Origin of the sequence: Trichloromonas sp. (assembly GCF_034006665.1) — a bacterium.
GTDB lineage: Bacteria > Desulfobacterota > Desulfuromonadia > Desulfuromonadales > Trichloromonadaceae > Trichloromonas.
This window is the reverse complement of record NZ_JAVESI010000019.1, coordinates 22,670-49,535: the sequence shown is the minus strand read 5'-3', so window position 1 is coordinate 49,535 and position 26,866 is coordinate 22,670. Positions and strand designations below refer to the sequence as shown.

At 59.7% G+C, this 26,866-nt stretch carries 20 protein-coding genes and 1 riboswitch; of the genes, 11 read left to right on the top strand and 9 right to left on the bottom strand.

Features of this window, described 5'->3' with window-relative positions:
* Positions 1-231 precede the first annotated feature (231 nt).
* Together RBR25_RS09085 and RBR25_RS09080 are read left to right on the top strand one after the other, a co-directional pair.
* Complete coding sequence (locus RBR25_RS09085) at positions 232-3,084, top strand: response regulator (RefSeq protein ID WP_432819237.1); 2,853 nt, start codon at positions 232-234, stop codon at positions 3,082-3,084.
* Entirely contained in the window at positions 3,081-5,228 is a 2,148-nt protein-coding gene (locus RBR25_RS09080) for a hypothetical protein (protein ID WP_432819236.1), read from the top strand. The genes RBR25_RS09085 and RBR25_RS09080 overlap by 4 nt, the downstream gene beginning before the upstream one ends.
* Here RBR25_RS09080 and RBR25_RS09075 read toward each other — a convergent pair.
* A complete protein-coding gene (locus RBR25_RS09075; RefSeq protein ID WP_432819235.1) occupies positions 5,219-7,675 on the bottom strand; it encodes a hypothetical protein in 2,457 nt (818 codons plus the stop codon). The two genes, RBR25_RS09080 and RBR25_RS09075, sit on opposite strands and share 10 nt — an antisense overlap.
* Positions 7,676-7,882: 207 nt before the next feature.
* On the opposite strand from RBR25_RS09075, the gene RBR25_RS09070 reads away from it, so the two are divergent.
* Both RBR25_RS09070 and RBR25_RS09065 read left to right on the top strand, forming a co-directional pair.
* Positions 7,883-8,665 (top strand): TonB family protein, encoded by a 783-nt coding sequence (locus RBR25_RS09070; protein ID WP_432819234.1) that lies wholly within the window; start codon positions 7,883-7,885, stop codon positions 8,663-8,665.
* A 148-nt stretch (positions 8,666-8,813) separates the two neighbouring features.
* A complete protein-coding gene (locus RBR25_RS09065) occupies positions 8,814-9,668 on the top strand; it encodes an HDOD domain-containing protein (protein WP_432819233.1) in 855 nt (284 codons plus the stop codon).
* A 250-nt stretch (positions 9,669-9,918) separates the two neighbouring features.
* On the opposite strand, the gene RBR25_RS09060 is transcribed toward RBR25_RS09065, so the two are convergent.
* Entirely contained in the window at positions 9,919-10,101 is a 183-nt protein-coding gene (locus tag RBR25_RS09060; RefSeq protein WP_432819232.1) for a CopG family ribbon-helix-helix protein, read from the bottom strand.
* Between the two features lie 196 nt (positions 10,102-10,297).
* Here RBR25_RS09060 and mntA point away from each other — a divergent pair, with 196 nt between their 5' ends.
* From mntA to RBR25_RS09040, 4 genes are all read left to right on the top strand, one after another.
* Entirely contained in the window at positions 10,298-10,714 is a 417-nt protein-coding gene (gene mntA, locus RBR25_RS09055; RefSeq protein WP_432819231.1) for a type VII toxin-antitoxin system MntA family adenylyltransferase antitoxin, read from the top strand.
* The gene (gene hepT, locus RBR25_RS09050; protein ID WP_432819230.1) at positions 10,704-11,120 is read left to right on the top strand and encodes a type VII toxin-antitoxin system HepT family RNase toxin; all 417 of its coding nucleotides are present in this window, start codon (positions 10,704-10,706) and stop codon (positions 11,118-11,120) included. Before mntA ends, hepT begins: the two co-directional genes overlap by 11 nt.
* Before the next feature lie 99 nt (positions 11,121-11,219).
* The gene (locus RBR25_RS09045) at positions 11,220-12,167 is read left to right on the top strand and encodes an ABC transporter ATP-binding protein (protein WP_432819229.1); all 948 of its coding nucleotides are present in this window, start codon (positions 11,220-11,222) and stop codon (positions 12,165-12,167) included.
* A 1-nt stretch (position 12,168) separates the two neighbouring features.
* A complete protein-coding gene (locus tag RBR25_RS09040; protein WP_432819228.1) occupies positions 12,169-13,158 on the top strand; it encodes an ABC transporter ATP-binding protein in 990 nt (329 codons plus the stop codon).
* A gap of 145 nt (positions 13,159-13,303) precedes the next feature.
* On the opposite strand, the gene RBR25_RS09035 is transcribed toward RBR25_RS09040, so the two are convergent.
* Both RBR25_RS09035 and crcB read right to left on the bottom strand, forming a co-directional pair.
* Complete coding sequence (locus RBR25_RS09035) at positions 13,304-13,654, bottom strand: DUF190 domain-containing protein (RefSeq protein ID WP_432819227.1); 351 nt, start codon at positions 13,652-13,654, stop codon at positions 13,304-13,306.
* A gap of 10 nt (positions 13,655-13,664) precedes the next feature.
* Positions 13,665-14,042, bottom strand: coding sequence for a fluoride efflux transporter CrcB (gene crcB, locus RBR25_RS09030; RefSeq protein ID WP_432819226.1), 378 nt, complete (start codon positions 14,040-14,042; stop codon positions 13,665-13,667).
* Between the two features lie 44 nt (positions 14,043-14,086).
* Positions 14,087-14,150: riboswitch (Fluoride riboswitch) on the bottom strand.
* Positions 14,151-14,231: 81 nt separating this feature from the next.
* Between crcB and RBR25_RS09025 the strand changes: the two genes are divergently transcribed.
* Complete coding sequence (locus tag RBR25_RS09025; protein ID WP_432819225.1) at positions 14,232-14,699, top strand: GreA/GreB family elongation factor; 468 nt, start codon at positions 14,232-14,234, stop codon at positions 14,697-14,699.
* A 6-nt stretch (positions 14,700-14,705) separates the two neighbouring features.
* On the opposite strand, the gene RBR25_RS09020 is transcribed toward RBR25_RS09025, so the two are convergent.
* Together RBR25_RS09020 and RBR25_RS09015 are read right to left on the bottom strand one after the other, a co-directional pair.
* Entirely contained in the window at positions 14,706-15,488 is a 783-nt protein-coding gene (locus RBR25_RS09020; RefSeq protein ID WP_432819224.1) for a general secretion pathway protein GspB, read from the bottom strand.
* Between the two features lie 6 nt (positions 15,489-15,494).
* Positions 15,495-17,132: an AAA family ATPase gene (locus RBR25_RS09015; RefSeq protein WP_432819223.1), complete on the bottom strand. Its 1,638-nt coding sequence runs from the start codon at positions 17,130-17,132 to the stop codon at positions 15,495-15,497.
* Between the two features lie 223 nt (positions 17,133-17,355).
* On the opposite strand from RBR25_RS09015, the gene RBR25_RS09010 reads away from it, so the two are divergent.
* Together RBR25_RS09010 and ptsP are read left to right on the top strand one after the other, a co-directional pair.
* Positions 17,356-19,659 (top strand): sigma 54-interacting transcriptional regulator, encoded by a 2,304-nt coding sequence (locus RBR25_RS09010; RefSeq protein WP_432819222.1) that lies wholly within the window; start codon positions 17,356-17,358, stop codon positions 19,657-19,659.
* 388 nt (positions 19,660-20,047) lie between these two features.
* Positions 20,048-22,387: a phosphoenolpyruvate--protein phosphotransferase gene (gene ptsP / locus RBR25_RS09005; protein WP_432819221.1), complete on the top strand. Its 2,340-nt coding sequence runs from the start codon at positions 20,048-20,050 to the stop codon at positions 22,385-22,387.
* Positions 22,388-22,469: 82 nt separating this feature from the next.
* Here ptsP and RBR25_RS09000 read toward each other — a convergent pair whose 3' ends face one another.
* The 3 genes from RBR25_RS09000 to RBR25_RS08990 are packed head-to-tail and all read right to left on the bottom strand — an operon-like array spanning position 22,470 to position 26,687.
* Positions 22,470-24,443: a (Fe-S)-binding protein gene (locus RBR25_RS09000; RefSeq protein WP_432819220.1), complete on the bottom strand. Its 1,974-nt coding sequence runs from the start codon at positions 24,441-24,443 to the stop codon at positions 22,470-22,472.
* 32 nt (positions 24,444-24,475) lie between these two features.
* Positions 24,476-25,822: an FAD-binding protein gene (locus tag RBR25_RS08995; protein WP_432819219.1), complete on the bottom strand. Its 1,347-nt coding sequence runs from the start codon at positions 25,820-25,822 to the stop codon at positions 24,476-24,478.
* Between the two features lie 52 nt (positions 25,823-25,874).
* Entirely contained in the window at positions 25,875-26,687 is an 813-nt protein-coding gene (locus tag RBR25_RS08990; protein ID WP_432819218.1) for an electron transfer flavoprotein subunit beta/FixA family protein, read from the bottom strand.
* Between the last annotated feature and the right edge of the window lie 179 nt (positions 26,688-26,866).

Sequence of the window (26,866 nt, the reverse complement as noted above, 5' to 3'; positions counted from 1 at the left end):
ACCGGTGGCCGTAGCGATCACAGTGGGTTCGTGGTCTGGATTTTTCTAGGATTCTCCGCCCACCACCGCACGATTCCGCCCAGACATCCCCTCCTTTCGAAATTCCTTGACCTGCTCCCATAAAACCGTTTACCTAGTCATCATTCCTGATGGTTAGAAATCGTTACAGGATACGGAAGCATCCACCCAGCAGTTAGCAGCGAAGTCGTTCCTCCCACCCCCGGAACCATCATGACAGCGCACCCTTTGACCACGAAAAATTCCATCAAAAACAAACTGGTGCGCATCATCATGGTGGCCAGCGCAACGGCGTTGCTGCTCTCCGCCAGCATTTTTGTCTACAATGAGGTCGTTTACTACCAGCAGTCACTGCTGCGAGACATTTCTACCCTGGCGCACATGGTGGGGGAACACACCCGTGCCAGCCTTATGCAAAGGGATTGGAAAACCGCGGATCGCCACCTGGGCAGCCTGACTTCCCACTCTCCGATCAAACATGCCTATCTCTTTGACCATAATTTCGAACCTTTCGCCCATCACATCAATTTCCCGAACGGATTCGAACAGCCCACCCCGTATTGCGACAAACTGGCCGAAGCGGCCCAGCTTACAAGCGAGAACCGGTGCCTGTCACTGCGACACTTCGCCGTGTTTCTGCCGCTTTTCAACGAAGGGCAGAAAATCGGCACGGTCTTCATCCAGGCGGATCTTGGCGGTCTCTACCAGCGCCTCGGTCGCTACGTTCTCGGCACCCTGATCCTCCTCGGTCTGACCTTGATCGTCACTTACCTCTTGGCCAAGCGGTTACAGGGAAGGATCACGGGGCCGATTCTGAATCTGCACGACACGATGAATCGGGTTGCCCTGAACGGCAGCTATCATCTACGTGCCGCCAAGTCCTCCGATGACGAAATCGGTACCCTGATTGACGGCTTCAACGATATGCTCGAACAGATCGAATCCCGCGAGGCCCAGCTTTCGGCGCACCGGAAAAATCTTGAACAGAATGTCGCGGAACGCACCAAGGAACTGCGCAGAACAAATCAGCAACTGGAAGATTCCGTGGCACAGTTGCATCAGGCAAAGCTGGCGGCCGAATCCGCCAACGCTTCCAAGTCGCAGTTTTTTGCCAATATGAGCCACGAAATCCGCACGCCAATGATCGGAGTGCTGGGGATGTCCGAGCTTTTACTGAACACCTCCCTCGACGAAAATCAGCGGGGGCTGGCCCGCACCATCCACTCCTCGGGGGAGGCCTTGCTGAGGCTGCTCAACGATATCCTCGATTTTTCCAAAATCGACGCGGGAAAAATCCGCCTCGAAAAAATCGATTTCGATCCGCAAAACCTAGTCGAAGGGGCCGTTGCCCTGATGGGGGAAAAAGCCCAGGCCAAGGATCTGGAGCTTCTCTGCCGCTTTGCTCCGACCCTGCCCCGAAATTGGCGCGGCGACCCCGGCCGCATACGACAGATTCTTCTGAACCTTATCGGCAACGCCATCAAATTCACCGACAGCGGCGAGGTGAAGGTCACGGTGGAACCCATGAACGAAGGGGGCCAAGAACATTTGGCCCTCGCCGTAAGTGATACCGGCATCGGCATGACGCCGGAAATCCAGCAAAAAATCTTCGAATCTTTCACCCAGGCCGAGGATTCGACGGCCCGCCGCTACGGCGGCACTGGACTCGGGCTGTCCATTGTCCGGCAACTTGTGGGCCTGATGGCAGGAGTCCTTTCCGTCACTAGCGAGCCGGAACGGGGAACAACCTTCCGGGTCGTACTCCCCTTGGAAAGGTCACCGGAACCCGCTCTGCCCCTCTCGGAACCGGAACTCAGCGAGCGCGGAATCTTCGTTATCCACCCCAATGCCGCGGCCGGCGCCATCTTCGCCGAACTGCTGCAAGCCCGGGGCGCTCAGGTCGTCACCGCCACCGACATGGAGCAAGGATTGCTTCAGGTCCGAAACAATCCCACCGCATTTTCCCTGGTCCTGATCGATTCCGACATTCCGGAACAAACTGCAGAACATTTCCGGAAGATACTTTCTCCTCTTCCCCCGGCTACCCGCCCCGCTCTCGTTCTGACCTGCCCGCGGCGGGCGGATCCCGGCGTCGAATCCTGTGCCCGGCTGGGTATCCAGGGCCTGATCTTCAAGCCGGTTCTCCCCTCGCAGCTGCCGCCGGCACTGGTCAAAGCCCTGGAATCCACTTTGCCGCCAGAAGCCGCAGCGGAGACCGTTGCCCCGACGGAACCGCGGCCTCGGCGTATTCTCGTGGCGGAAGACAATCCCACAACACAGAGTCTTTTACACCGGCTCCTTGAAGACTTGGGCTGCCAAGTCGACATAGCCCATAACGGCCGGATGGCCCTGAACCTGCTGGACCGCCATCATCTCATTTTGATGGATCTGCGCATGCCGGAAATGGATGGTTTCGAGGCGACACGACAAATCCGCCGACGGGGCGAAACGATGCCGATTATCGCCCTCACCGCCCACGGTGAACGCCAAAACGCCGACGAATGCCTCGCCGCCGGCTTCACTGATTATCTGCAGAAACCCTTTCGCAACAAGCAATTACAAGAACTTGTCGAACAGTGGCTCAAGCGGGGGGAGATCGCACATCCGCAACAGCCTGCGAAGACAGTCCCACCCATCGCCAAGATGGCCGACGTACCCCAGATCCTCGTGGTCGATGACACCGACGCCAACCGCCGGCTCATGCAGATCCTGCTCGAACAACTCGGCTGCGAAGTCGAAGTCGCGGCAGACGGGATACAGGCTCTCGACCTTCTGGCCCGCGGTTCCTTCAATCTGGTGTTCATGGATTGTCGTATGCCCGGCATGGATGGCTTTGAAACGACCCGCCGACTGCGCCGGTTCCACGAGCAACTACCGGTCATCGCCCTCACCGCCCAGCACGGGGAAGAAGCGCGTGAAGAATGTCTGCGCCAGGGGATGAACGGCTACCTCGCCAAACCTTTCAAACGCCCGCAACTGGAGATGGTTCTTCAGCAGTGGCTGCCTTCATCGGCGGGTGAAACTGGCGATTCGGGGGGGGAAGCGAACCGGAGATCATGGGCATGAAGAGGCGGAAAACGCTGTTGATTTTTACCACCCTGACGGTCTATTTCGGCCTGATCGTTGCCTTGGCCCTGCCGCTGCTCGGCGAGCATCAACCGCCCGAGGACTTGCGCCTCGATGCTCTCGACCGCCGCCAAGGCACCGTCGGCCAATCCCTGTTCCTGCGGCTGAAGGGCGCCGGCTTCGACGCGAACACCCGTTTCGCCCTGATCCACGATAGCGGCAATCAGCAAGCGATATCACGGCGTATCGCCACCTTCGCCGGGGTCCGAACCCTTCTCCGGGACGGCTCGGACCTGTATCTGGGAACCGAAGACCGGCGGATCTGGAAAATCGACCTGAATCGTCCGGAAAGCCCCCAACAACGGAATGCCTGGAACACGAGCGGGCTGCCAACCTCCTCGCTCAAAGCCGGTGACAGTCTCTGGGTGGCCAGCGGGCAGGGAGATTTAATCCGAATCAACCCCAACGGCGAGAGCCGGAACCGTATCGCCAGCTCTCTCATGTCCCTCGCGCAAGGACCGGACAACACCCTCCTGGCCGCCGCTGGCCCCCAGGGTCTGCTGGTGCTGCGACCGCGAGCCGGAACCGCCGTCCCCCATCTCATCGCCACCCTGGAACTCGCCGATGCCGCCTTGGCCGTCTCGAGCCGCGGGCATCTGGCCCTTCTCGGTGCCGCCAAAACCGGCTTGCACATCTGCGACCTGAGCGACCCGGCCGCGCCCCGCCTCTTGGCGCGGATTCCCTTGACCGGGATTCCCCGGCACATCGCGATACAAGATGCGCTGGCGCTGATCGCCACCAGCGAAGGCCTGTCACTTGTCGATATCGGCGATCCCGGCGCCCCCGTTCTTCTCAGCGAACTTCCGCTAGGTAGTGTCCACCAGATTCTGGTCCGGGGGGATCGCGCCTACCTGGCGGCCGGAGCAAGCGGCCTGTTGCAAGTGGAACTTCGCGACCCGCACCGGCCCCAGGTCAGCGGACACCTGACCCCGGGGGATGCAATTTCCTGTTTCATCCTCGACGACGAACGGGCCATCCTGGGAACAGCGAGCGCCGAACTGCTCTTCGCCGATCTTGCCGGGATCGGAAAACACCCGCAATGGCGCCCGCAATTTTCCCACTGGCGTTTTCCCATCGACCAAGCGCCGGGGGTTCCTCCGCTTGCCGCCGCAGAGCTTGCGGACAGCCTGGCCCGGATCCCGGATGAAGCGAGTATGAGTGTAAATATGCTGGCCTATGACGCCGCGACCTTTTACCTCGCCACCGATCAGGGACTGAAAATCCTTCCCCGCGACGGAACGACCAGCTCCCGGGTTCCTGAACAGAGGCTAACTTCCGCCGGGAAGCTGGCGCTTTCGCACATGCTCCTTCTGGTCGCCGGCTCACTCCCGGCGCCGACGACCGAAGGAGATCCCCCCACCTCCGCGCCACATCGGTACGGAGTCGAGATTTTTCTCCTCGACGAAAGCGGAGAACCCCGGCCGCTCGCCCTCATCTCCACGCCGGAAGCGGTCACACAAATGCAGGTCAAGGACAACCTGCTGTATCTGACCAGCGTCGGCCAGGGCGGACGCATCTTCGATCTCCAGGATGCCCGCCATCCCCGACCGCTGGGCTGCTTCCAGTTGCCCTGGCCGGAGCAGGCCTTCGCCAATAGCCAGGAATTCGCCCTCAACGACGAAATCCTTTACCTGGCCAACGGCCGCGCCGGCTTGCAGGTCTTCGACATTGCCGACCCTTCCAGCCCCAGGAGAATCGGCTCCCTGAACCCTCCCGGCGGCCAACTCATCAAAATCGGCCGCCGGGGTGATCAGCTTTTTGTTTACGATCAAAAAAGCGACCTGCGGCTCTACGACATCAGCGCCCCCCACGCCCCTCGCCTAGTCGGCGTACTGGATCGAATCTCCGCGTTGCAGAGAGTGGAAGTGCAGGAGCAAAAACTGCTGCTCGTTCCAGCGAGAGCCGCCACAATCAAAAGGGCGCTGCCCCTGGCCGCCGAAAAGGTCGACCTGAAAAGCAGCACCCAAGCTGAAATCAGTTTCCCGCCGCCGGTCTTTCCCGGCGACTATTTTCTTTACGCCTTCGACGTTCAGGGTCACAAGGTGCATGCCGGCCCCATCCGCATCGAGAAGCCTCAGAAGTAATATTCCATCCCCACCCAGAATTGCCGACCCAGTTCATAGGTCTGAATTTCCTCCTTTTCGGCGGCAGGGACTTTCTGATTGAAGACATTGTTGACTTCAAGGCTGAGTTGGAGACCGTGATTGCGGTAAAGATCACGCCGCCAGTCAAGCCGCCAGTTGAAGATCCAGGATTCCGGCTGTTTGACCTTGTCGTAAACCGCTATCGGCTCGCCGTCCGGACCCTCGGCTTCTTCGTCGGTATCTTCAAGAGCCTCAAATCCGCTGCGGTAACGGGTGTGGTTGGTGAAACTGAAACCATAGGGCAGTGCCACACGATAGATCAGATTACCGACATAGCCGCGGTTATAGTCATCGCGGGGGAGATCAATACGGCGTATTAATTCGCCATGATAGGAAACAAATTCCAGCAGATCTTCATCATCAAGGGCGTCTCGGTAGCTATTGTTACTGGTTTCCGTCTTTTGCCAAGTAGTGTTAAAAGACACAAAGTGTCGTCTCCAAGTGCGTTCCCAATTGAGAAAAACCTCTTTATGTTCGCTGCTGCCGTTGTTGTTCAGCGTCGTGTAAACATAGCCCTCTTCATCCTTTTCACTGACTGTCGAAGAAAATTCATCCTTTCCTTTGCGTTCGATATATTCAATATGCAACCGCCCTCCCAACAAAGCCTGGTCAATGCCAACGGTCCATTCGTCCGAATAGGGGGTTTCAAGTTCCGAATATTTCCTGATCGACTTGCTTATGGTTGCAGGCTCCCACGTACCCAACGTGTTGGTACCGGCAACCTTGGTCCGCCGTTCCGTATAATTAGGCAACTTGGCCTCGGCCAGTTTATAGGTGAGTAATGACCGCCCATGATAGCGATTGACTCCACCAATAAGCAATGTCTTCCCCGAGCCAAAAAGATCGAAACTGGCGGCGACCCGGAGATCAAGATCGTCGTTATCCTGAAAATTGTCGGTGTCGTATCGTATTCCTGGTCGCAGAGTCACTCGCCAAAAACGTAGACTGTCCTGAAGATAGGCGTGATGAGCATTGATGGTTTCATTGATCGAATCGCTTGTGTAAACAACGCGAAAACCGGCAAATTGCTCACCGTCGATGCACGCATCATCATTGAGGCAAACAAGGTTGGTCCCCACGCCACTGGGGGCCACCGTGTAGACATAACTGGTCTCCCTGCGCTCGAAAGTACCGGTAATCCTTTCAAACCCGTACCCCAGTTTCACGTCGTGGGCGACAGGCCCGGTCATCACCTCATCGAAGGCGAAACTGGTAGCAAAAGTCTCGCTCTGCTGGGAGGTTTCCAGATCGCCATAGCCACCCTCCTTGCTTTGGCTGAGCGTCCCCCAATCCTTGGACCAATCGCCGTTCCAAGCCGAGGACGTGGTCCGCCAGTTATAAAAATCCTTGGGAGCGTTGCGCTTATTCTCACTATACTTGTATCCCCCAGTGAGTTCCCAGACCCCCAAATCGAAATTATGCCGACCTTCAGCGGTCAATCGGTAACTGTTCCCATCCAGTTCATACCAACTGTTTCGGATTTCACTCCCTTGGGAGGTTTCACGAAAACGCTCCTCGGCATAAGGAGCCTGCATAAACGTAAGAGCCAGCATGGTTTGCTCGGACGGGGTATAAGCCAACTTCATGAAATAGTTTTCCAACTCGCGTCTTTGCGTTTTTGTTTCGCCGAAATGATATAAAGGAATTTTCGAATAAGTGTGGCTGTAAGCGGTTAAAATGCCGAATTTTTCATTCAGCGGCAGATCGAAGGAAATACCTCCGTCATATTTCCTGAAAGAAGGTTGTTGAGTCACACTATGGGAATCATCAAATGCATCTTTATATTCATCGTCGAGATGAAAGCGTGTCCAACTCGATCGGGTGGTTCGCACATCAACGTGTCCCGCGAATACATCGCCGGGCATCCGGGTCTCCGCATCCACCGCGCCACCGGTAAACCCACCAAATTCCACGGGGATATTACTTCGATATACCGAAATAGCGGCAATCAGATCAGGATCGACAAAAAGTTCCTGCGGATGTCCCGGCAAGTCATTAATCGCCTCGGAATCGTTCTCGGCCGGGTCGAGCAGACTATTATTGCCCACGCCGTCAATGATGAAGCTGTTGTCGTAAAAGCGGCCGCCGGAGATGGAAAGATTCGACGGCAGAATCTCCCCGCCCTGCAAGGAGGTGTTATCCATCTCGCCGGTCTGCACCCCCGGAAGAACGATCAGCAGATCGTTGATGCTGCCGTCGCTTCGAGGTAAAAATTCAATTTGTTCGGAGGAAAGGGTACTCTTGCCGCTGAGCCGGTCCTCGGCGATACCGGTCACGGTAACCGGCGCCAGGGTTGGCGTCGTGTCGTCGGCATAGACGGGAAGGAAAATGTGCGAAAGGAGAAACACTACGAAAACAACCGGGAATCGCCGTCCTACAGAATTCATCCCAATCCCTAACCTCTCGTTTTATATCAATATTCTTATGTTTTCCGGCAATTTAATCACTTTAAAGGGATTCTCTCCGGGTGTCACGCTTTTTATGAACACCTTAATCTCTTCCGAGGAGCTGTCTTTTCGGGTTCACCACTTGACCGCGGGAGGGCCTTTCGGATATAAAACTTTGGTCTTTTCACCATCACCCCCGGATGCTTCGTGAAACACTCCCCCCTTCTCGCCGCCATCCTCCTCTCCCTGGGAATCCACGGCCTTCTCTTGATCCTTCCCAACGACACAGAAAACCAGCGGCCCACTCCGGCAAAGACTACGGAGGTCGGCCTCATCTATATCGCCCAGCCCGTCGCAGCCCTTTCTCAACCCGCTCCGGCAGTCCCATCCGTGCCGGAGACTCCAACGCCTGCCCGGACGCAAGCGCATACGCAAAAAAAACCCGTCACAACCAAGACGATAACCAAGAGTCCACCGCGCCGACCAGTCCCCCCCAAGAAAGAATCGGTGCCCGATATCCCGACGGCTCTCCAAGAACCCTTTGCGCCGGCCCCTTCATCTCTTCCCGCTCCGTCGTCTGAAACGGTCAGGGCAAAGGGGGACAGTGTGCCGACGACGTCCCCGTCTATCGCAACGACACCGGTTACTCCCCTAGACTCTGTACACGGGCATGGGACAAGTCCGACAGCATCGGCCGCGTCCCCCGAGGCGACCCTTCGCCCGCCCCGATACCGTTACAATCCGCGCCCGGAATATCCAGCCTTGGCCAAGCGCCGACGCTGGCAAGGAGAGGTGCTGGTCCGGGTGCGAGTCGATGTCCGGGGGGAGGTGTGTAATGTGCGCCTGGAATCCTCATCCGGTCACGACATCCTCGATCAGGCCGCGTTGAAGGCGGTACGCCTCTGGAAGTTCCATCCGGCCCACGACGGTGAGCGGCATATCCCCCAGGAAGTCTGCCTTCCCATCCGCTTCGAATTGAGCAACCGCTGAAGCCGACCGGCAAAAAGGTGACAACCTAGCTCTCCACCCTTGACTTGAATCACGGCCTTCGTGCTACTATTCATCTTTGAATTCAGGTAACATGTCAGCCCCGTTGCATTTGTCAGCGGGGCTTGGCCCGTTCGAAGGAAGGATAAACATGCAGAGTGAATTTCAATCGGTGATCAATGCTGTGGGTGATTTGCCGCCCATGCCGATGGTGGCAACCAAGGTCGTTCAGTTGATGCAGGATCCCAACAAGACGGCAAAAGATCTCGCCGATGCCATCTCCAAGGATGCAGCGGTTTCGGCGCGCATCCTCAAAATCGCCAACTCCTCCTTTTACAGTATGCAGCGCCAGGTCAAGACGATCGAACACGCCATCGTCATCCTTGGTGAAAAGACCCTGAAAAGCCTGGTACTCGCCTCCAGCCTCAAAGGGATCAACAAAACCTTCGGGCTGATGGAAAAGATGCTCTGGGAAGACTCCATCGGCGCCGCCATCGGTTCACGCCTGGTCGCCCAGCGCTTCAAATCATCCGACCCGGAAGAGGCCTTTCTCGGCGGACTCTTCCGGCATATCGGCATGTTGGTCATGAACAACACCGATCCGGATAATTTTCTGCAGATCATTCAAGGGGTGTACAACGGCGAGGGGACCTTCGAGGAGTTGGAAAAGAAGTTCTTCCCCTATTCTCATGCCCTAATCGGTGAAGCCGTGCTGCAAAAGTGGAATTTCGCCGAAAACCTCACCCAAGTGGCCCGGCACCACGAGGATCTCGACGTTCCCCGCAAGGAGCAGCCTGACCTCTACCGTCTGCTCGTCACCGTCCACATCGCCGACAAACTGTGCCGCAGCCTTGGTATCGGCCAGCGCGAACCGGATGAAAGCCTTGATCTTTACGAGTGCCTCAAGGATAAGGCCCCCGGCATCAAGCCGGAGCACCTCGACAAGATCCTGGAAGAGTTCCGGATCATTTTTGAGCGGGATCGAGACGCTTTTCTCGAAAACTGATCGCGCGCGCCTCCGCAAAAAAAGCCGGTTCTTTCAGGAACCGGCTTTTTTCATATCGGGTAGGAGGCGGGGTCACCCCCGCCGCCACAGGATCCAGTCTCTGTCTGTGCCCTGGGAAATAATAACCGATCAACGACCGCCCCCCCCCAAAGCGGCGCCGCGCCATCAACACCGTCGACACCCCTTCCCGCGGGTGCTATCATCCCTGGCCGATTCGATTTCCTCCCGGAGGTCCGCCCCGTGTCCAACATCAATCCCGCCACCGAAAAACTTCTGACCGCCTTCCGCAAGCTTCCGGCCGTTCAAGGTACTGACCGATGGCTTCCTTGGCCAGCCAATGCGCGGTCCGTTTCTTCGCTTCCGCCAGGTTGCCGAGCCGATCCCGTTCGCTCGCGGTCAGCTTGATGGCCATGGGTTTCACTTGCGACGTCATAAACACCTCAAAGGGGAAAAGGACTACCTGGTAGTTCGAAGTATTACCTATTGGGTTGCGTTTATGTCAACCGACCCGCGGCAAAGGGTGAAAAGAGGGGCAGGCCCTAACCTCCCCGCCTCGCGCATTTTTAAAGTTGGCATCTCCCCCTAGTTTGGTTAGTCTGCAAGAAGAACCCCGGTTTGGAGAATCCTGCGTGACCGCGAACACCGCCGACATCGAAGCAAAACTCGTGCAGGCCTTGCACTCTTTTTTCCCGGATCTGTTGGCGATTTACCGTTTCGGCAGCTGGCGGACCGAAGCGGAGCGTCCCGCCAGCGACATCGACCTGGCCATCCTCCCCGCGGCCCCTCTCGACAACGTCCGCCGCTGGGAAGTCGCCCAACAGCTTGCCACGCTGGCCGGCCGCAATGTCGATCTGGTGGATCTGCTCGCGGCCTCCACGGTGTTGCGGATGCAGGTCGTCGGCCACGGCGTGTGCCTGTTCCGCGCCGACGAAAATGCCGTCGCGACCTTCGAAGACATGGTCTTTTCGGCCTATTGCCGGTTCAATCTCGAACGGCGGGACATCCTTGAAGATATCCGCCGCAGGGGAAGCGTTTATGGTTCATGATGTGTTGCTCAACAAGGTTTCGATCATCGAGCGCTGTCTCGCGCGCGTCGAACAGGAGTACCGGGGACACGAAGCCGAACTGGAAAGCAACTTCACCCGGCAGGACTCGATCGTGCTCAATCTGCAACGGGCCTGCGAAGCGTCGATCGACGCCGCGATGCATCTGGTCCGGGTCAAGCGCCTGGGCCTTCCGCAGGAATCCCGCGAGGCCTTTGCCCTGCTTTACGACGCCGGCGTCATCGACGCGCCCCTCAAAACTGCACTCCAGGCAATGGTGGGATTCCGCAACGTTGCCGTCCACGATTACCGCAAACTGAACCTCGACGTGGTGCGCAGCATCATCGAAAACCATCTGGAGGATTTTCGCGCCTATTGCCGTATGATCCTGAAGGGTTCCTTCTCGTAAATCCCGGCTGTCGCCAATCTTGACCTCCCTCGCCGATCCATGTAGAGTTTCCGCCGTTCGGTTGTTTTTCAGCCTTCTCGCTCTTGATCCCGGATGCCCATGCCGCCTTTGCTCGACGTTCGCAATCTGATGACCTATTTCTTCACCGCCGGCGGGTTGGTCAAGGCCGTGCGCGGGGTCGATTTCACCATAGAAGCCGGGGAGACCCTGGCGCTGGTGGGGGAGTCGGGGTGCGGCAAGTCGATGACCGCCCTCTCGCTATTGCGACTGGTGCCGGAGCCGGGGCGGATCGTGGAGGGGCAGATTTTCTTCGCCGGCAACGATCTGCTGCATGTCCCCGACGAGGAGATGCGCCGAGTGCGTGGCAACCAGATCGCCATGATCTTCCAAGAGCCGATGACCTCGCTCAATCCGGTGCTGCGCATCGGCGAGCAGATCGCCGAAGTGCTGCGCCTGCACAAGGGCCAATCCCCCGCCAAGGCGCTGGAGACGGCCGGCGAGCTGCTGCACCGGGTGGGCATCCCTGCGCCGAAACAGCGCCTCCGCGAATATCCCCATCAGCTTTCCGGCGGCATGCGCCAGCGGGTGGTGATTGCCATGGCGCTGGCCTGCGACCCGCGCCTGCTTATCGCCGACGAGCCGACCACCGCCCTCGACGTCACCATCCAGGCGCAGATCATGGACCTGTTGCGGCAACTCAAGAGCGAACGGGAGATGGCAACCCTGCTCATCACCCACGATCTCGGGGTGGTGGCCGAGAACGCCGACCGGGTGGCGATCATGTACAACGGGTTGATCCTCGAATACGCCCCAGTGCGGGCGATCTTTAACGACCCGCGCCATCCCTACACCCGTGGTCTGCTTGCCTGCATCCCGAAACTGGGCAAAAAACGCCGCCGCCTGACCACGGTCAACGGTCAGGGCGGCGGCAACGGCTCCCTTTCTTTTCTCGATCGCTGCCCACCGGATTTCGCCCCGCGCCAGGGGAACCTCCCGAGGCTGCGGGAAGTCGCGCCGGGGCACCTGGTCCGCCGCTGGGAGGACTGACATGGAGCCTCTGCTCGAAGTCCGCGATCTCAGTAAAGCCTTCCGTTCCGGCGGCGGCCTGCCCGGCGCGCCGTCGCGGCGGTTGCAGGCGGTGGACCGGGTTTCCTTCACGCTCTTCAAGGGCGAGACGCTGGGGCTGGTAGGGGAATCGGGCTGCGGAAAATCGACCACCGGACGCCTGATTCTGCGCCTTCTGGAAGCCGACGAGGGGCAGGTGCTCTTTGGCGGGCGGGATCTGCTGAAACTCTCCCCCGGCGAAATGCGCCCCCTGCGCCGGAATTTGCAGATGATCTTCCAAGACCCCTATTCCTCCCTCAACCCGCGCATGAAGGTCGGCGACATCGTCGGCGAACCTCTGCGCATTCACGGTCTGGCCCGGGGGCCAGAGCTGCGCGGGGAAGTGACCGCCCTGCTGGAACGGGTCGGGCTGGAGGCCGGGTATTATGACCGTTACCCCCACGAGTTTTCCGGCGGCCAGCGCCAGCGCGTCGGCATCGCCCGCGCCTTGGCGGTGCGCCCGAGCCTGATCATCGCCGACGAGCCGGTGTCGGCCCTCGACCTGTCGATCCAAGCCCAGGTGGTCAACCTCTTGCAGGATCTACAGCAAGAGTTCGCCCTCACCTACCTTTTCATCGCCCACGATCTTTCGGTCATTGAGCACATCAGCGATCGGGTCGCGGTGATGTATCTCGGCCGCATCGTCGAACTCGCCCCGGCCGAAGCCCTCTACCGCGCGCCCCGCCACCCCTACAGCGAGGCGCTGCTCAACGCCGTGCCGGTCCCCGACCCCGACCGTCCGCGCAACCGCCCCTTGGTCAAGGGGGAAGTCCCTTCGGCCTTCGACCCGCCGTCCGGCTGTCACTTCCACCCCCGCTGTCCCTACGCCCAAGAGATCTGCGGCCGCGAGCGCCCGGCCTTCGTCGATCAGGGCAACGGCCATTTTGCCGCCTGCCATTTCAGCGAGCAGGTCGGGAAGTTCCGGACGTTCTGAGATTTTCAGCAGATGGTTTAAAATCACCGCCGCTCAGGGCTGATCAAAAATGCCCGGATGCAAGGCGCGCGAAATTCGAGGAGCGAGGCGTACCTGTAGGCACCGCGGTGACGAGGATGAGGGCAACGCCGCAGACGGGCGTTTTTCATACGCCCTGCTCATGTTTATGGGTGTAGCGGATGACCCGGACCTTCTCCAGGGTAATCATGCCGCTGCCGACCATCTCGTCGATTTTGGGCATGACGGCGTCGATCTTTTCCTGGGAATCGACAACTTCGATCACCAGCGGGAGATCGGCGGAGAGATCGAGGAATTTCTGGGTGTGGAAGACCCGATGGGCACCGAAGCCGCAGACGCCGCGCAGCACCGTCGCCCCGGCGAAGCCCTCGTGCAGGAAGAGTTCCGTGAGCGCCTCGTACAGCGGCCGATGGCCGTGGCGCTTGGCTTCGCCGATGAAGATGCGCATCAGAACCTTTTCGCCGACAAACTTGGACATGGGGGCCTCCCTAGGATAGATGGCGGGCCAGGGAAATCCCCAGCCAGGTGCAGAGCAGACAGACCGTCACGCTCGTCAGGATGTTGCCGAAGGCGGTGAAGAACTGGCCGTCTTCCAGCAGCTTGAAGGTCTCCAGGCTGAAGGTCGAGAAGGTGGTCAGACCGCCCAGGAACCCGACCGTCAGGCCGACCCGAAGAGCTTGCGGTATCACGGTGCCACGCAGACCGAACTCCATCAGCAGACCGATGAGAAAAGCACCCAGGATGTTGACGACGAAGGTGCCATAGGGAAAACCCCGGCCCAGCAGGTTGTAAACCCAGCCCGACAGGTAGTAGCGGGCGAGACAGCCCAGCGCCCCGCAGCCGGCGATTAAAACGGCGGTGGTCATACGATTGCCTCCTTTCAAAAAACGAAAAGACTCCGGCCTTCGGGATGAAAGCAGGAGTCATCAGCTTGTCGCCAAGCGGTTTCGGCGAACTCCATCGCCTGCGAACGTTGTTTTTTTCAATTACTCCCGGCTTGGGGTAATGTCAAGACTTTCCTAACTCACGCAATCTTCACCTCTATACCCTCATCCATGAACAAAGCCGACCTGCTGCAACAAATCATCAAGCAACTCACCACCGACCTTGCCCTGCTCCTTGCCGCCGCCAAAAGCGCCCACGCCGCCGCGACCCACGAGGAGAACATCCCCGACAACAAGTACGCCACCCTCGCCCTCGAAGCCTCCTACGTCGCCCAGGGGCAGGCTAACCGCGCGAGCGAAATCCGCCGGGCTCTGGAAGCGTACAAACAACTGGATTCCCGGACGATCGCGACGGGGACCGTCCGCCTCGGCGCGCTGGTGGAACTGACGGACGAAGAGGGCGCGACGAAAGTCGTTTTCATCGGCCCGCTGGAGGGAGGCCTGAAAATCCTCCACGGAGGGCGGGAAATCGTGGTCATTACCCCGGCCTCCCCCCTAGGTCGGGAACTGCTCGGCAAAGCCGTCGGCGACGAGGTGGAGTCGGCGAACTCGGAGTATGAAATCCTCAGGATTACCTGAAGAAGCCTACATCTCTTTCGGCACCCGGAAGCGGAAACCTTCGAAGGTGAAGATCAGCTCTTTCGGGGCGATTTTTTCGAGGCGCAAGCCGACGTCGAGGTACCCCCCTTCGCGAAGGATGCGGTTATTGATTCGCACCAGCCGGGAAGCGGGAGTGGCGGAGTAGGCATAAACGGAAATGGTCATCTCCGGCACCCGGCCGCGCACGTCCACGGGAAGATCCTCCAACTCCAGCACCGGCGGCGGACCGACCTCAATGGATTGCGGCGGCGAAACCGGTTCCGGAACCGCTGCGACAGCCGGAGTTACCGGGCGGCTCTCTACGGGGGGCGGCTGGGACTCGACGACTTGCGCGACTTCGGCTTCCCGCACCGGCACGGGTTCGGGACGCGGAAGCGGGGCGGAGGCGAGCGGCGGCGCGGCTTCTCGGACGACGGTCGCAGCAGTCGGAGCGGAAACAGGCTTAGGAGCCGGTTGGGGCGAGACGACGACCGGTTCCGGCGCAGTTACGGCCGGAGGCGCGGGAAGCGCGGAGGCAGACGGCGCGGATTCGGCAACGGACGCCGGCTCGGTCAGAACAGCAACAGCCTGAGGTTCAGCCCGGAAGAAGACATACCAGAGCAGCACCCCGGCGTTGAGCAGCAGCACCGCAATCAACAGATAAGGCCAGAGGGGCCGGCGTTTTTTGAGCAGTGGCGGGCCCTCGCCGTGCATTGTGTGCAGATTCGGCACCTCGGCCGTTTCCCGTTTCTTTTCCGATTTTTTCAAGGCATCCAGAATAAAGGACATGCCGCATCATCCCTTCGGTGTTTCGTTGAGCCGGGGCTGGTCGCCGCCGGTGCGGTTGTTGAGACGGATCAGAGTCAGCGGGCCGACCAGACCGTCGGCGTCCAAACCCTCGCCGGCCTGAAACTCCCGGACCTCGCGATAAAGGGCTTCGTCGTAGACCCGGCCCGCCACCGGGCTATCCGGGCGCTGCTGCAGGATGTCGAAACGCCGTGCCAGCCATTCCACCGCCACCCCCTGGTCGCCGGGCATGAGCGCCCGTCGATAACCGGGTGGCGGCTGCCAGAGCAGTTCGTATTCGCCGAACCAATGGCGCACCAAATCTTCCACCGGCACCGGATACTCCTGCGCCCCCGCGCGCAGGGTTGCGGTCTGCTCGTCGAGGGCGGTCAGGGCGGCCTGGAAGTTCTCCCCCCGGCTTCCTGTCAACTTGAGCAGCACCGGACGATTCAGCGTCAGCAGATCAGTGAGGCTGCCGCGCAGGGACAAAAAGGCGAGGCCGTTCTCCCGGGCCAGCGCCGCCGGATCGGCGATTTCCCCCGCCGGGGGGGTCAGCTTCCAGACCGCGAAGAGGGCGTGCAAAGCCGGAGAGTTGCCCTCTTCCCGCGCCAAGACATCGAGCCACCGCCCGGAAGGGTCTTCGGAAACCGGAGGCGGCGTCCGCACCTCAACGCTGGCGGGAGCGGTCTCCGCCGGCGCTGAGGGCGTGGATGCCGGCGCGGCGGAAGGGGATTGGCGGAGAAGCCCCGCCCCCAACACCACCCCGCCGCCGACCAGGGCCAGAGCAAGCAGAAGCTTGAGCGGCAGGGCGTAACGGGATCGGCCGCCGCCCCCGGCATCCCCACCCAGAACCTCCTCGGCCGCCTGCGCCAGCAGCGCCGGACGCACCCGGTTTTCCCCCTTGACGTAAGCGCCGAGCAGAGCGCGGCCGCAGAGCACGTTGATCAGGCGCGGCACTCCGCCGGTCAGGCGATAGATGCGGCGCAGGCTAGCCGGGGGGAAAATCGGCCGGTCAACCCCGGCGACCGCCATGCGGTGACGGATATAATCCCCGACCTCGGGCTGGGACAGAGGAGCCAGATGATAACGGGCGGTAATGCGTTGCGACAACTGGCGCAATTCGGGACGTTCAAGCATCTCTTTCAGTTCAGGCTGGCCGAGCATGATGATCTGCAAGAGCTTGTAGGTGTTGGTTTCGAGATTGGTCAGCAGCCGGATCTGCTCCAGCACCTCGACATCGAGATTCTGCGCCTCGTCGATAATCACCACGGTGCGCCGCCCCTGGGCGTGAACGTCGAGGAGAAAGCCGTTGATGGCGTCGACCAGCAGCTTGATGCTCGTCGTTCCCTGGGGATAGGGAATGCGCAGTTCGTCGCAGATGTTGGCCAAAAGCTCGGCGGCGGTCAGTTTGGGATTGAGCAGCAACGCGACTTCCGAGTCTTCCGGAAGCTGTTCGAGCAGGCAACGGCAGATGGTGGTCTTGCCGGTGCCGATATCGCCGGTCAAAAGCACGAAGCCCCCTTCGCTCTTCATCCCGTAGAGCAGATGGGCCAAGGCCTCCCGGTGCCGCTCGCTCATGAAGAGAAATCGGGGGTCGGGGCTGATGGAAAAGGGTTCGCTTTTGAAACCGAAATACTCCAGGTACATAATCAGGCTCCACAGCGTCTGAATCGGATGATGGCACAGTTTGAAGGTCGCCGCCGTCCCTGACGGAATATCTTTTGTATCATATTCAAAGTCCGACGGATAGCCCAGGCTTTTTTGCTCCCCGACCAAGCCGCCCGAAGGTCTTAGCCATTGACAGAAGCGTGCCATATCCGGCACAATTGGCCCAACTTTCCCGCCCCTCATCCCCCCGGAGTTCCTCCCCATGGGTCCCATTCAAACCGTCAAAGAACGCTGCCGCAAGTGTTATTCCTGCGTACGCAACTGCCCGGTGAAAGCAATCAGGGTGAAGGAGGACTGGGCCGAGGTCATTCACGAACGCTGCATCGGCTGCGGCAAGTGCGTGAAAGTCTGCACTCAGCAGGCGAAGATCGTCACCGACGGGACCAGCAAGCTCCTGCGCATGCTCGCCGATAAGCCGCCGGTGGTGGCGGTGCTCGGCTGCTCCTTCCCGGCCTTTTTCCACGACATTCGCCCCGGGCAGCTGGTTTCCGGCCTCAAACGCCTTGGCTTTCAGGAGGTGCATGAGGGCTCTTATGGGGTGGAACTGCTGGTCGACACCTATCGCCGGCTGATCGACACCCCGGCGGACTTTCCCCGCATCACCACGCATTGCCCGACCATTGTCGATCTCATCGAGAGACACTATCCCCACCTGCTGAAAAATCTCATGCCGGTGGTCTCGCCGATGGTCGCCATCGGCCGTTTCATCAAGGCGCGTGCAGGGGCAAAGACCAAGGTTGTCTACCTCAGTTCATGCATCGCCGGAAAGTTCGAGATCGAAGCCGAGCCGGTGACCGACGCGGTCGACATGGTACTTACCTATCAGGAGCTGGCCAAACTCTTTCACGCCGGCTCCATCGATCTGCCGCGCCTGCCGGAAACTCCTTTCGATGGCGTCCCCCCCGACAGGGGTCGGCTCTTCGCCGTGACCGGCGGTCCTTTTCAAGCCTTCGGTATTCAGGACGACTTCTTCAATCCAGACTTCCTCGCCACCGAAGGGCAAGAAAATGTGCTGGAAATCATTCGCGACCTGGCGGCGGGGCGCATCACCCCGCGGGTGGTCGACCTGCGTTTCTGCACCGGCGGCTGCGTCGGCGGACCGGGCAAGAGCAACCGCCTGACCACTTTCTCGAAACGCAACCTGATCCACAAATACTACCAGGATCCCCAGGCGCCCTACGCCACCGCCGCCCATTATCAGGCCGCCGGCCCGCCCCCCCCGCTCGACCGCCATTTCAGCAACAAATGTCACCGCCTGGAGACGCCGAGCGGCCAGAGCATCCGCCAGATTCTCCAGTCGACGAACAAGTTCGTCGAACAGGACGAACTCAATTGCGGCGCCTGCGGCTACGCTACCTGCCGGGAGCATGCGGTAGCCGTCTATCATGGGCTGGCGGAAAACAACATGTGCCTCCCCTACTCCCTCAAGCGGCTGGAGGAGGATCATGTCAAACTGGCGCAGAAGTACGACCTGGCCCAACGCGCCCTGCAACAAGAGTACGGCGACACGGCAATCATCGGCCGCGACGGCAGCACCCTAGAGGTTCTCAACCTCATCACCCAGGTCGGGCCGACCCCAACCACGGTCCTCATTCGCGGCGAGAGCGGCACCGGCAAAGAACTCACTGCCCGGGCCATCCATCAGAAGAGTCAACGCTCCGACAAGCCGCTGGTTTCCATCAATTGCACGACACTCACCGACAGCCTGCTCGAAAGCGAGCTTTTCGGCCATAAAAAGGGCGCTTTCACCGGTGCCGTCAGCGACAAAAAAGGGCTGTTCGAGGCGGCCAACGGCGGCACCATCTTTCTCGACGAAATCGGCGACATCACTCCCAAACTTCAGGCGGAACTGTTGCGGGTTCTCGACAACGGCGAAATCAAGCCGGTGGGAGGGACGACAGCGATCAAGGTTGATGTGCGCCTAATCGCCGCCACCAACAAAAATCTGGAAGAAGGAATGCGGGAGGGCTGGTTCCGCGAGGATCTGTTCTACCGCCTCAACGTCTTCACCATTACTATGCCGCCTTTGCGCAACCGGCTGGAATCCTTGCGGGAACTGGTCTATCTCTTTCTCGGTCGGGCAAGCAAGCGGGTCAACAAGAATCTGGTCGGCATCGACGAACGGGCCATCGCCTCCATGCTCCGCTATCCTTGGCCGGGAAATATCCGTGAGTTGCAAAACATCATCGAGCGCGCCGCGGTTCTCACCCAGGACAGCATCATCCGCCTGGAAAATCTGCCGGTGATCTTCAGCCAACTTATGCCCGATCCGGTTGAAGAAACGAGCCCTCCCGCCGCAAGCGGTTTTCGCTCACAACGGGAGGAACATCTCCATCAGATGGAAAAGAACCTGATCAAACGCTACCTGGAGGAAACCGGCGGCAACGTCTCGCTGGCGGCGCGCAAGGCGGGGATTCCCCGCCGCACCTTCTACCGGATGCTTACGCGCTATGACTTGCGAGGAGCGGAATTTCGCGGCAAAAAACCGGCACAGACTTCCAGCTGAGTCAAATTTGACACAACACTTTCTTTTTCGTGCCAAATCCGACACATTTACTGTAAAAAATGGCATTTTTTTAATATATAATTACTAAGACTTCTAAACCATTGAAGTTTTTCTCTTAGCCAAGCCCCCGAAAAAACGGATTAATGACGTTGAAAAACAGAATATAACTAAAATACCAAAAAAAATGGAACAATAATTGCTTATTTATAAAGTCATTGACGGGGATTCAGCTCCTTTACATAAGGAAAACTGCCCACCCCTTTGCGCCGACCGGGATCTCTCTCCCCCGATCGGCGCTTTTTTTATTCCCTGTTCCATGAAAATTTCGTTATTATTTTTTCCATCGGCAATCGCACCTCACAATTTTTACCGTTAAGGGTTTAGAGCCATGGGCACAGGCAACGACGGGTTGGGCGTCACCATCTTGGAAGATATCAGCACCCTGATTCTCCAGTCCCACGATCTCGATGAAACCTTGCGCAACATCGTCACCCTGGTGGCTCGCCGCATGGGAACGGAAGTCTGCTCCATCTACCTGCTTGAAGAGGATCGTGAAACCCTGCGCCTCTGTGCCAGCATCGGCCTCTCCCCCGAGGCGGTGGGCAAAGTCAGCCTGAAGATCGGCGAAGGGCTCACCGGCCTAGCCGCCGAGCAGGGGCAGGTGGTAGCAATCCTGGAGCCCAAAACCCACCCCCGTTACCGCTATTTCAAGGAAACGGGCGAGGAACGTTATCATTCTTTTTTGGGCATCCCTCTTTTCGACCGCAAGATTCCCATCGGGGTGCTGACCATCCAGACCGTCGCTCCCCGCCAGTTCAGCCCTGACGACATCAGTACCCTCTCGACCATCGCCTTCCAGGTCTCCTCCATCGTCATCAACGCCCGCCTGCTCGACTCAATCCGGAAAAAGGAAGAAGAAAAAAGCGCCTTTGCCCTGGAACTGGAAAAGACCCGCCAGAGCCTGCTCGACAAGGAACGCCCGGCGCGCGGCACAACCAACGGCGCCCTACGCGGCACCGTGGCCTGTCCCGGCCTGGCTTCAGGCGTGGCCTACGTCCTCGACGACAACCTCGGTTTTCCCGAGACCCTGGAGGATGAACCGGTAGATGTGGGGACGGAACTGCGCCGTCTCGAACTGACCCTGGAGAAGACCCGCATCCAGACAATTTTTCTGGAGAAGAGGGTCACCGAGCGGCTCTCCCAGAACGACGCGGCGATCTTTCACACCCACCTGATGTTCTTGGAGGATCGCAGCTTTCTGGAGAAACTCCGACGGGAAATCCACGCCGGGCACAGCGTCGCCTTCGCCTTGAAGCGGGTTGTCGGTGAGTACCTCGAAGCCTTCGAGCGTATGGAAGATCCCTACCTGCGGGAACGAGCCGCCGACATCAAGGACATTGGCCGCCGCCTGCTGGCCAACCTCGGTGACACCCAGCACAATACCCTGCAACTGAAGCACCCGGGAATCGTCGTCGCCCGTGAGATTCTGCCCTCGGATATGGCCACCCTCGACCACGAGCACATCCGGGGGATCGTCACCGAAACCGGGGAGCGCAACTCCCATGCGGTGATCATGGCCAAAGCGCTGGGCATCCCGGCCCTGGTCGGGGTCAAGGCGGTGGTGCGCTCAACCCCGCCGGAAACCCAGGTCATTCTCGACGCCAATTCGGGCTGCTTCTACGTCAACCCGGCGCCACACGTCACCGAGGAGTACCAGCGCCTGCAGGCGGATGCCAGCCGCGAACTGAACCGCCTTGAAGAGTTCCGCGATCTGCCGGCGGAAACCCGGGACGGCGAAAAGATCATCCTGCGCGCCAACATCGGACTGATCAGCGACGTCGACATCGCCCTGCGCAACGGGGCCGAAGGGGTCGGCCTCTACCGCACCGAGTTCCCCTACATGACCCGGGGAAGCTTTCCCGACCGCGACGATCAGTACCAGCTCTACCGCAAGGTGGTGGAGAACTTCCCCGACTATCCCGTCACCATCCGCACCCTCGATATCGGCGGCGACAAAGGGCTCCCCTACTTCAGTCCCCCCCGGGAAGACAACCCCTTCATGGGTTGGCGCTCGGTGCGGGTCTCCCTGGACAATCGCGACATCTTCCGCACCCAGATCGAGGCGATCCTCATGGCCGGGGCGCACGGCCCGGTCAAGCTGCTCTTCCCCATGATCTCGGGGATGGAGGAGGTGCGCGCCTGCCAGGAGGTCATTGAGGAAGCGCGCGCTAACCTGCGCCATGAAGGCGTCCCCTTCGCCGGACACGTCCCCACCGGAATCATGATCGAAGTACCCGCCGCCGTGCAACTGGCCGAGCAACTGGCGCGGGAGGTCGACTTCTTCGCCCTGGGGACCAATGACCTCATCCAGTACATGCTCGCCGCCGACCGCAACAACCCCCTGGTCAACAAATATTACGACCCGCTGCATCCGGCCGTCCTCCACGCCCTCGCCCAGGTAACCGATGTCGCCCGACGCCAGAGTAAAGGATTATGCCTGTGCGGGGAAATGGCCTCCGACCCCATGAACTTTCTCGTCCTTTACGGCATGGGCATCCGCGAATTTTCTATGCCCGCCCCCTTTATCCCGCGCATCAAGGCTTTCCTGCGCGACCTCGATTCGGCCGTCGCCATCAAAGCCGCGCGCGAAGTCCTGGCCCTGAGCGAAAGCGCCAAAATCCGCGCCTATCTAATTGAGGTACTGAAAGAGATCGAACAGCTGGACTGACTAAGTCCGAAAAAAACCTCCAAACAGAAACGGCAGCCATTAATGGCTGCCGTTTCTGTTTTTAAGTAATGCCGAGAACCAGTTATCCGTGTTCGAGTGCCTGGGCAACGAGCTCAGCCACATCCTTTACCTGAACATTCTCCGCCTTCTCATCTTTAAGGCCATCGATCAGCATGGTCATGCAATAGGGACAGCTCACACACAAGGTATCGGGGGCAACAGTCAGAGCTTCCTTGACCCGCTCGCGATTGATCCGCTCACCGCTGCGCTCTTCCATCCACATGCGCCCGCCGCCGGCGCCGCAACAGAAAGAGTTTTCCCGCTTGCGCTCGAATTCCGCCGGGGGGAAGCCGGTGGCCGCTTCGATGAGTTGCCGGGGTGCCTGATAGGTGTCGTTGTGTCGTCCCATGTAGCAGGAATCGTGGAAGATGGTACGGCCGAAGTTCATCGGCTTGGGCAGCCTGAGCCGGCCATCGGCAATGAGCTGGGCGATCAACTGGCTGTGATGGACGACCTCAAGGTCCAAACCGAACTGACGGTAGTCGTTCTTCAAGGTGCTGAAGCAGTGGGGACATTGGGTAATGACCTTTTTCACCCCCCGGGATTTGAACAGTTCGACGTTTTTCAGGGCCATGCGCTCGAAGACGAATTCGTTGCCGAGGCGGCGCACGCTGTCACCGCAGCAGAGCTCATCCTTGCCGAGAATGCCCCAGGAAATCCCGGCAGCGTTGAGAATGGTCGCTACCGCCACGGTCACCTGCTTGTTGCGGGTATCGAAGGCACCGGCGCAACCGACGTAGAAGAGGTATTCGGTCTTGTCCGCCGAAAATTCCTGGAGATTGAGCAGCCCCGCCCACTTGCCGCGCTCGGCAGGAGCCATGCCCCAGGGGTTGCTGCGCTGTTCCATGTTTTCGAACAGATTGAGAAGCTCGTCGGGGAATTTGGCTTCCATCTGCACTAGGTGGCGACGCATTTTCACCAGTTTCTGGGGATGTTCGATGAAGACCGGGCAAGCCTCCAGGCAGGCGCCGCAGGTGGTGCAGTCCCAGATCGACTCTTCGCTGCAACTCCCCTCCCCGACTTCGCCGATCAGCGGCAGACGCGGTTTGCCGCCGTCCTTGAGGGCCGGGCCGTTCTCCAGCAGGTTGACCTTGAGATCGTGCACTACTTGGCGGGGATTGAGCTGCTTGCCGGTGTTGTGGGCGGGGCAGACATCCTCGCAGCGACCGCACTCGGTGCAGGCGAAGCCATCGAAAAGATCTTTCCAAGTCATGCACGTGGGCCGGTCGGCCCCTAGGGGAAGATCAAGGGCAAAAGATTCCCGGGGTTGGGTGTTGGGCTTTTCCAGACTGCGAAAGAAGCAGTTGCCGATCGCGGTGAAGACATGCAGATGCTTGCTGTAGGGGATCAGGTAGTTGAAGAGCACCAGCAGGGCAAGAGCGTGAACCAACCAGAAAAAGCCGTGGATGCGCTCCAGACCGACATCACCGAAGCCGGAAAAGGCTTGGGCGAAGGCTGACGACACCGGCATCCAGCCCGCCGCCCGCTCCTGCCCGAGAGCCACTTCGGCGCCGCAGATGCCGAAATAGGCGAGCATGTGCAGGGCGATGACGGCGACGATGAAATAGCCTTCGAAATTGCGCGCCTCGGGGAAGAGGGGGAAAAATGTGCGATGGATGAGGGCGGCCACCACCGCGCACAGGGTCAGCAGGCTGACTAGGTCGGAAACAAAACGGATGGGGAAGTAGAAGAACCCCGGCAACAGAGACAGGCGCGCCCCGGGAAAGATGCCGCCGAGGACGAACTCGATATTAACCGCCACCAGCAGCATGCAGGCCCAGAAGAAGATGGCGTGGTTGATGCCGAAGGGGCGAGCCAGCACCCGTTTCTGCCCGAAAACATAAGTGAGAACGCTGCGCAACCGCTCGTCGACACGATCGAAACGGTTCTCGGCACGGCCGAGACGCACCAGTCCCAGACGCTGGGAGAGGCTCCACAGAAAAAAGCCGCCGGAGGCGCCAAAGAGCAGAAGAACGATGAATCCACTGAAGGTCATGTGATTTCCCCGCGATGCGAAAGAAAAATTGGCTAGGAGGCGGCCCGCTCGGAGCGGCCGGCGGTTTTGCGCAACTCGCGCAGGCGTTGGGTCAGGGCCGGCACAACCTGGAAAAGATCGCCGACGATGCCGTAGGTGGCGATCTGGAAGATCGGCGCGTCCTTGTCGCGGTTGATGGCGATGATGATATCCGAATCCTGCATCCCAACCATGTGCTGGATGGCGCCACTGATGCCGCAGGCGATGTAGACCTTGGGCCGCACCGTCTTGCCGGTCTGGCCGACCTGACGGTCGTGGGGCATCCAACCGGCATCGACCGCACTACGCGAGGCGCCGACCACCGCGCCGATTTCATTGGCGAACTGCTGCAGGATAACGAAGTTCTCGCGGTTGACCATGCCCCGGCCGCCGGAAACGATAAATTCGGCGCCGGCGATATCGACATGGTCACTGCCATCGCGATCGCTGATCACTTCCAGCACCTTGGTCAGGATGCCCTCCTCAAGGGGAGCGAAATCCTCGCGAACGATCGTTCCGCTGCGCCCTGGAACGGCGTCGGGCATAGACATGACATGGGGGCGTACCGTGGCCATCTGCGGACGAAACTTGTCGCACATGATGGTGGCCATGATGTTGCCGCCGAAAGCCGGGCGAGTCTGCATGAGATTGCGCTTGTCGTCGATGCTAAGGCCCGTGCAGTCGGCGGTCAGGCCGGTCTTGATCACTGTCGCCACAGCCCCGGCGAGATCCCGTCCGAGGCCGGTAGCACCCATGAGGATGACTTCGGGTTTGTGTTTATGGATGAGATGGCAGATCGCTTCGTTGTAGGGCTGGGTGCGGTAGTGACGGTAGACGGGAGCGTCGAGCAGATAGACCTTGTCGGCGCCGTAGCTGAAGGCCTCGGCGCAGAGAGGTTCAACGCCGCTGCCGATCACGACGGCGCAGAGTTCGACCTGGAGCTGCCTGGACAGATCTGCGCCGGTCCCGAGCAGTTCCCAGGAGACCTTGGCCGCCTCGCCGTCGGTCTGTTCGATGAAGACCCAGACCCCGCGATAGGCGGCGAGCATCTTTTGCAGGCGGGCGGTTTCCTCGTCCACCTCTTCCTCAACGACCACTCCCCCGTTCTGCTTGGCCAGCTCATCGAGAATCTTTTGCTCGTCGGGGGTGAAGTACATTTCCAGGGCACCGGCGGGGCAGATTTTGACGCACTTCACACAGCCGATGCACTTGGACGCATCAATGATTGGCGCCCCTTGGTCGTCCATGACGATGGCGTCGACCGGGCAGACACTCATGCAGCGCTCGCCGCAGGCGATGCAGCGCCCTTCGATGAGGCGGGCGACGCCGCGCGGTTTCTTGACTTTCGCTTTTTTTTCCATTCAGGAATCCCCAGGATGAATGTCCGCCGGCACAGGCGACGGGAAACGTAACTTACAGAACCAGCAGATCCTTGCTCAGCAGCTTGTCGATGAGCTCATTGGCAGTGCCGACCGGATCGTTGAGGCCGTCGCCGATGATTTCCCCTTTGGCCCGTTCCGGAGAGAAAATCTTGCTGACCCAGGTCGGCGACCCTTTCAGGCCCACAGTCGTTTCATCAAGCTGCAACACCTGGTTATCCCACAGGGTGATCTCCGCCTCGGCCGCCGCCAGACGCATGGGGACGGTGGGATAACGCAGCCTGTTGAGCTCCCGCACAACCGTGATCATCGCCGGCAACGGTGCCTCGACGATCTCGTGGCGTCCTTCCAACTTGCGCCGGACCCGGACCTGGCGGTTTTCCAGGTCAAGATGCTCGATGCGGTCAACCAGGGTCAACTGGGTGAACCCCAGGCGGGTAGCGATGCCGGGCCCGGTCTGGGCAGTATCGCCGTCGATGGTCTGCTTGCCGCAAAAGACCAGGGCCACCTCTTCCGTTTCCGCAAGACGCTCGATGGCGGCCGCCAGCACCCGGCTGGTCGCCAGGGTGTCGGCGCCGCCGAAACAGCGGTCGCTGAGCAGGATCGCCTCATCCACCCCCAGAGCGCGGGCCTTGCGCAAGGTGCCCTCGGCATTGGGGGGTCCCATAGAAAGGGCAGCGACGCGTACGCCAAAACGATCCTTCAGCCGCAGACACTCCTCCAGGGCATGGGTATCGTAGGGATTGACAATGAAAGGGATTCCTTCGCGCACCAGAGTGTTGGTGACCGGGTCAATCTGGACCTGGGTGGTGTCAGGGACCTGCTTGATACAGGCGACGACAAGCATGGGGATTCCTTTGGCGTGGGGGATAAGAAGACAGCCGGACAAAACAAACAAAACAGGACACAAAAACCCAGGGGATCAAGGAGCCCGAGGGGTGTTGCCGGTCGGCGAGCAGGGAGCCGACCCAAACCATTCCTCCAGAGAATGATCGGAAATTATAAAGGATAACCCGCTGAGGGTCC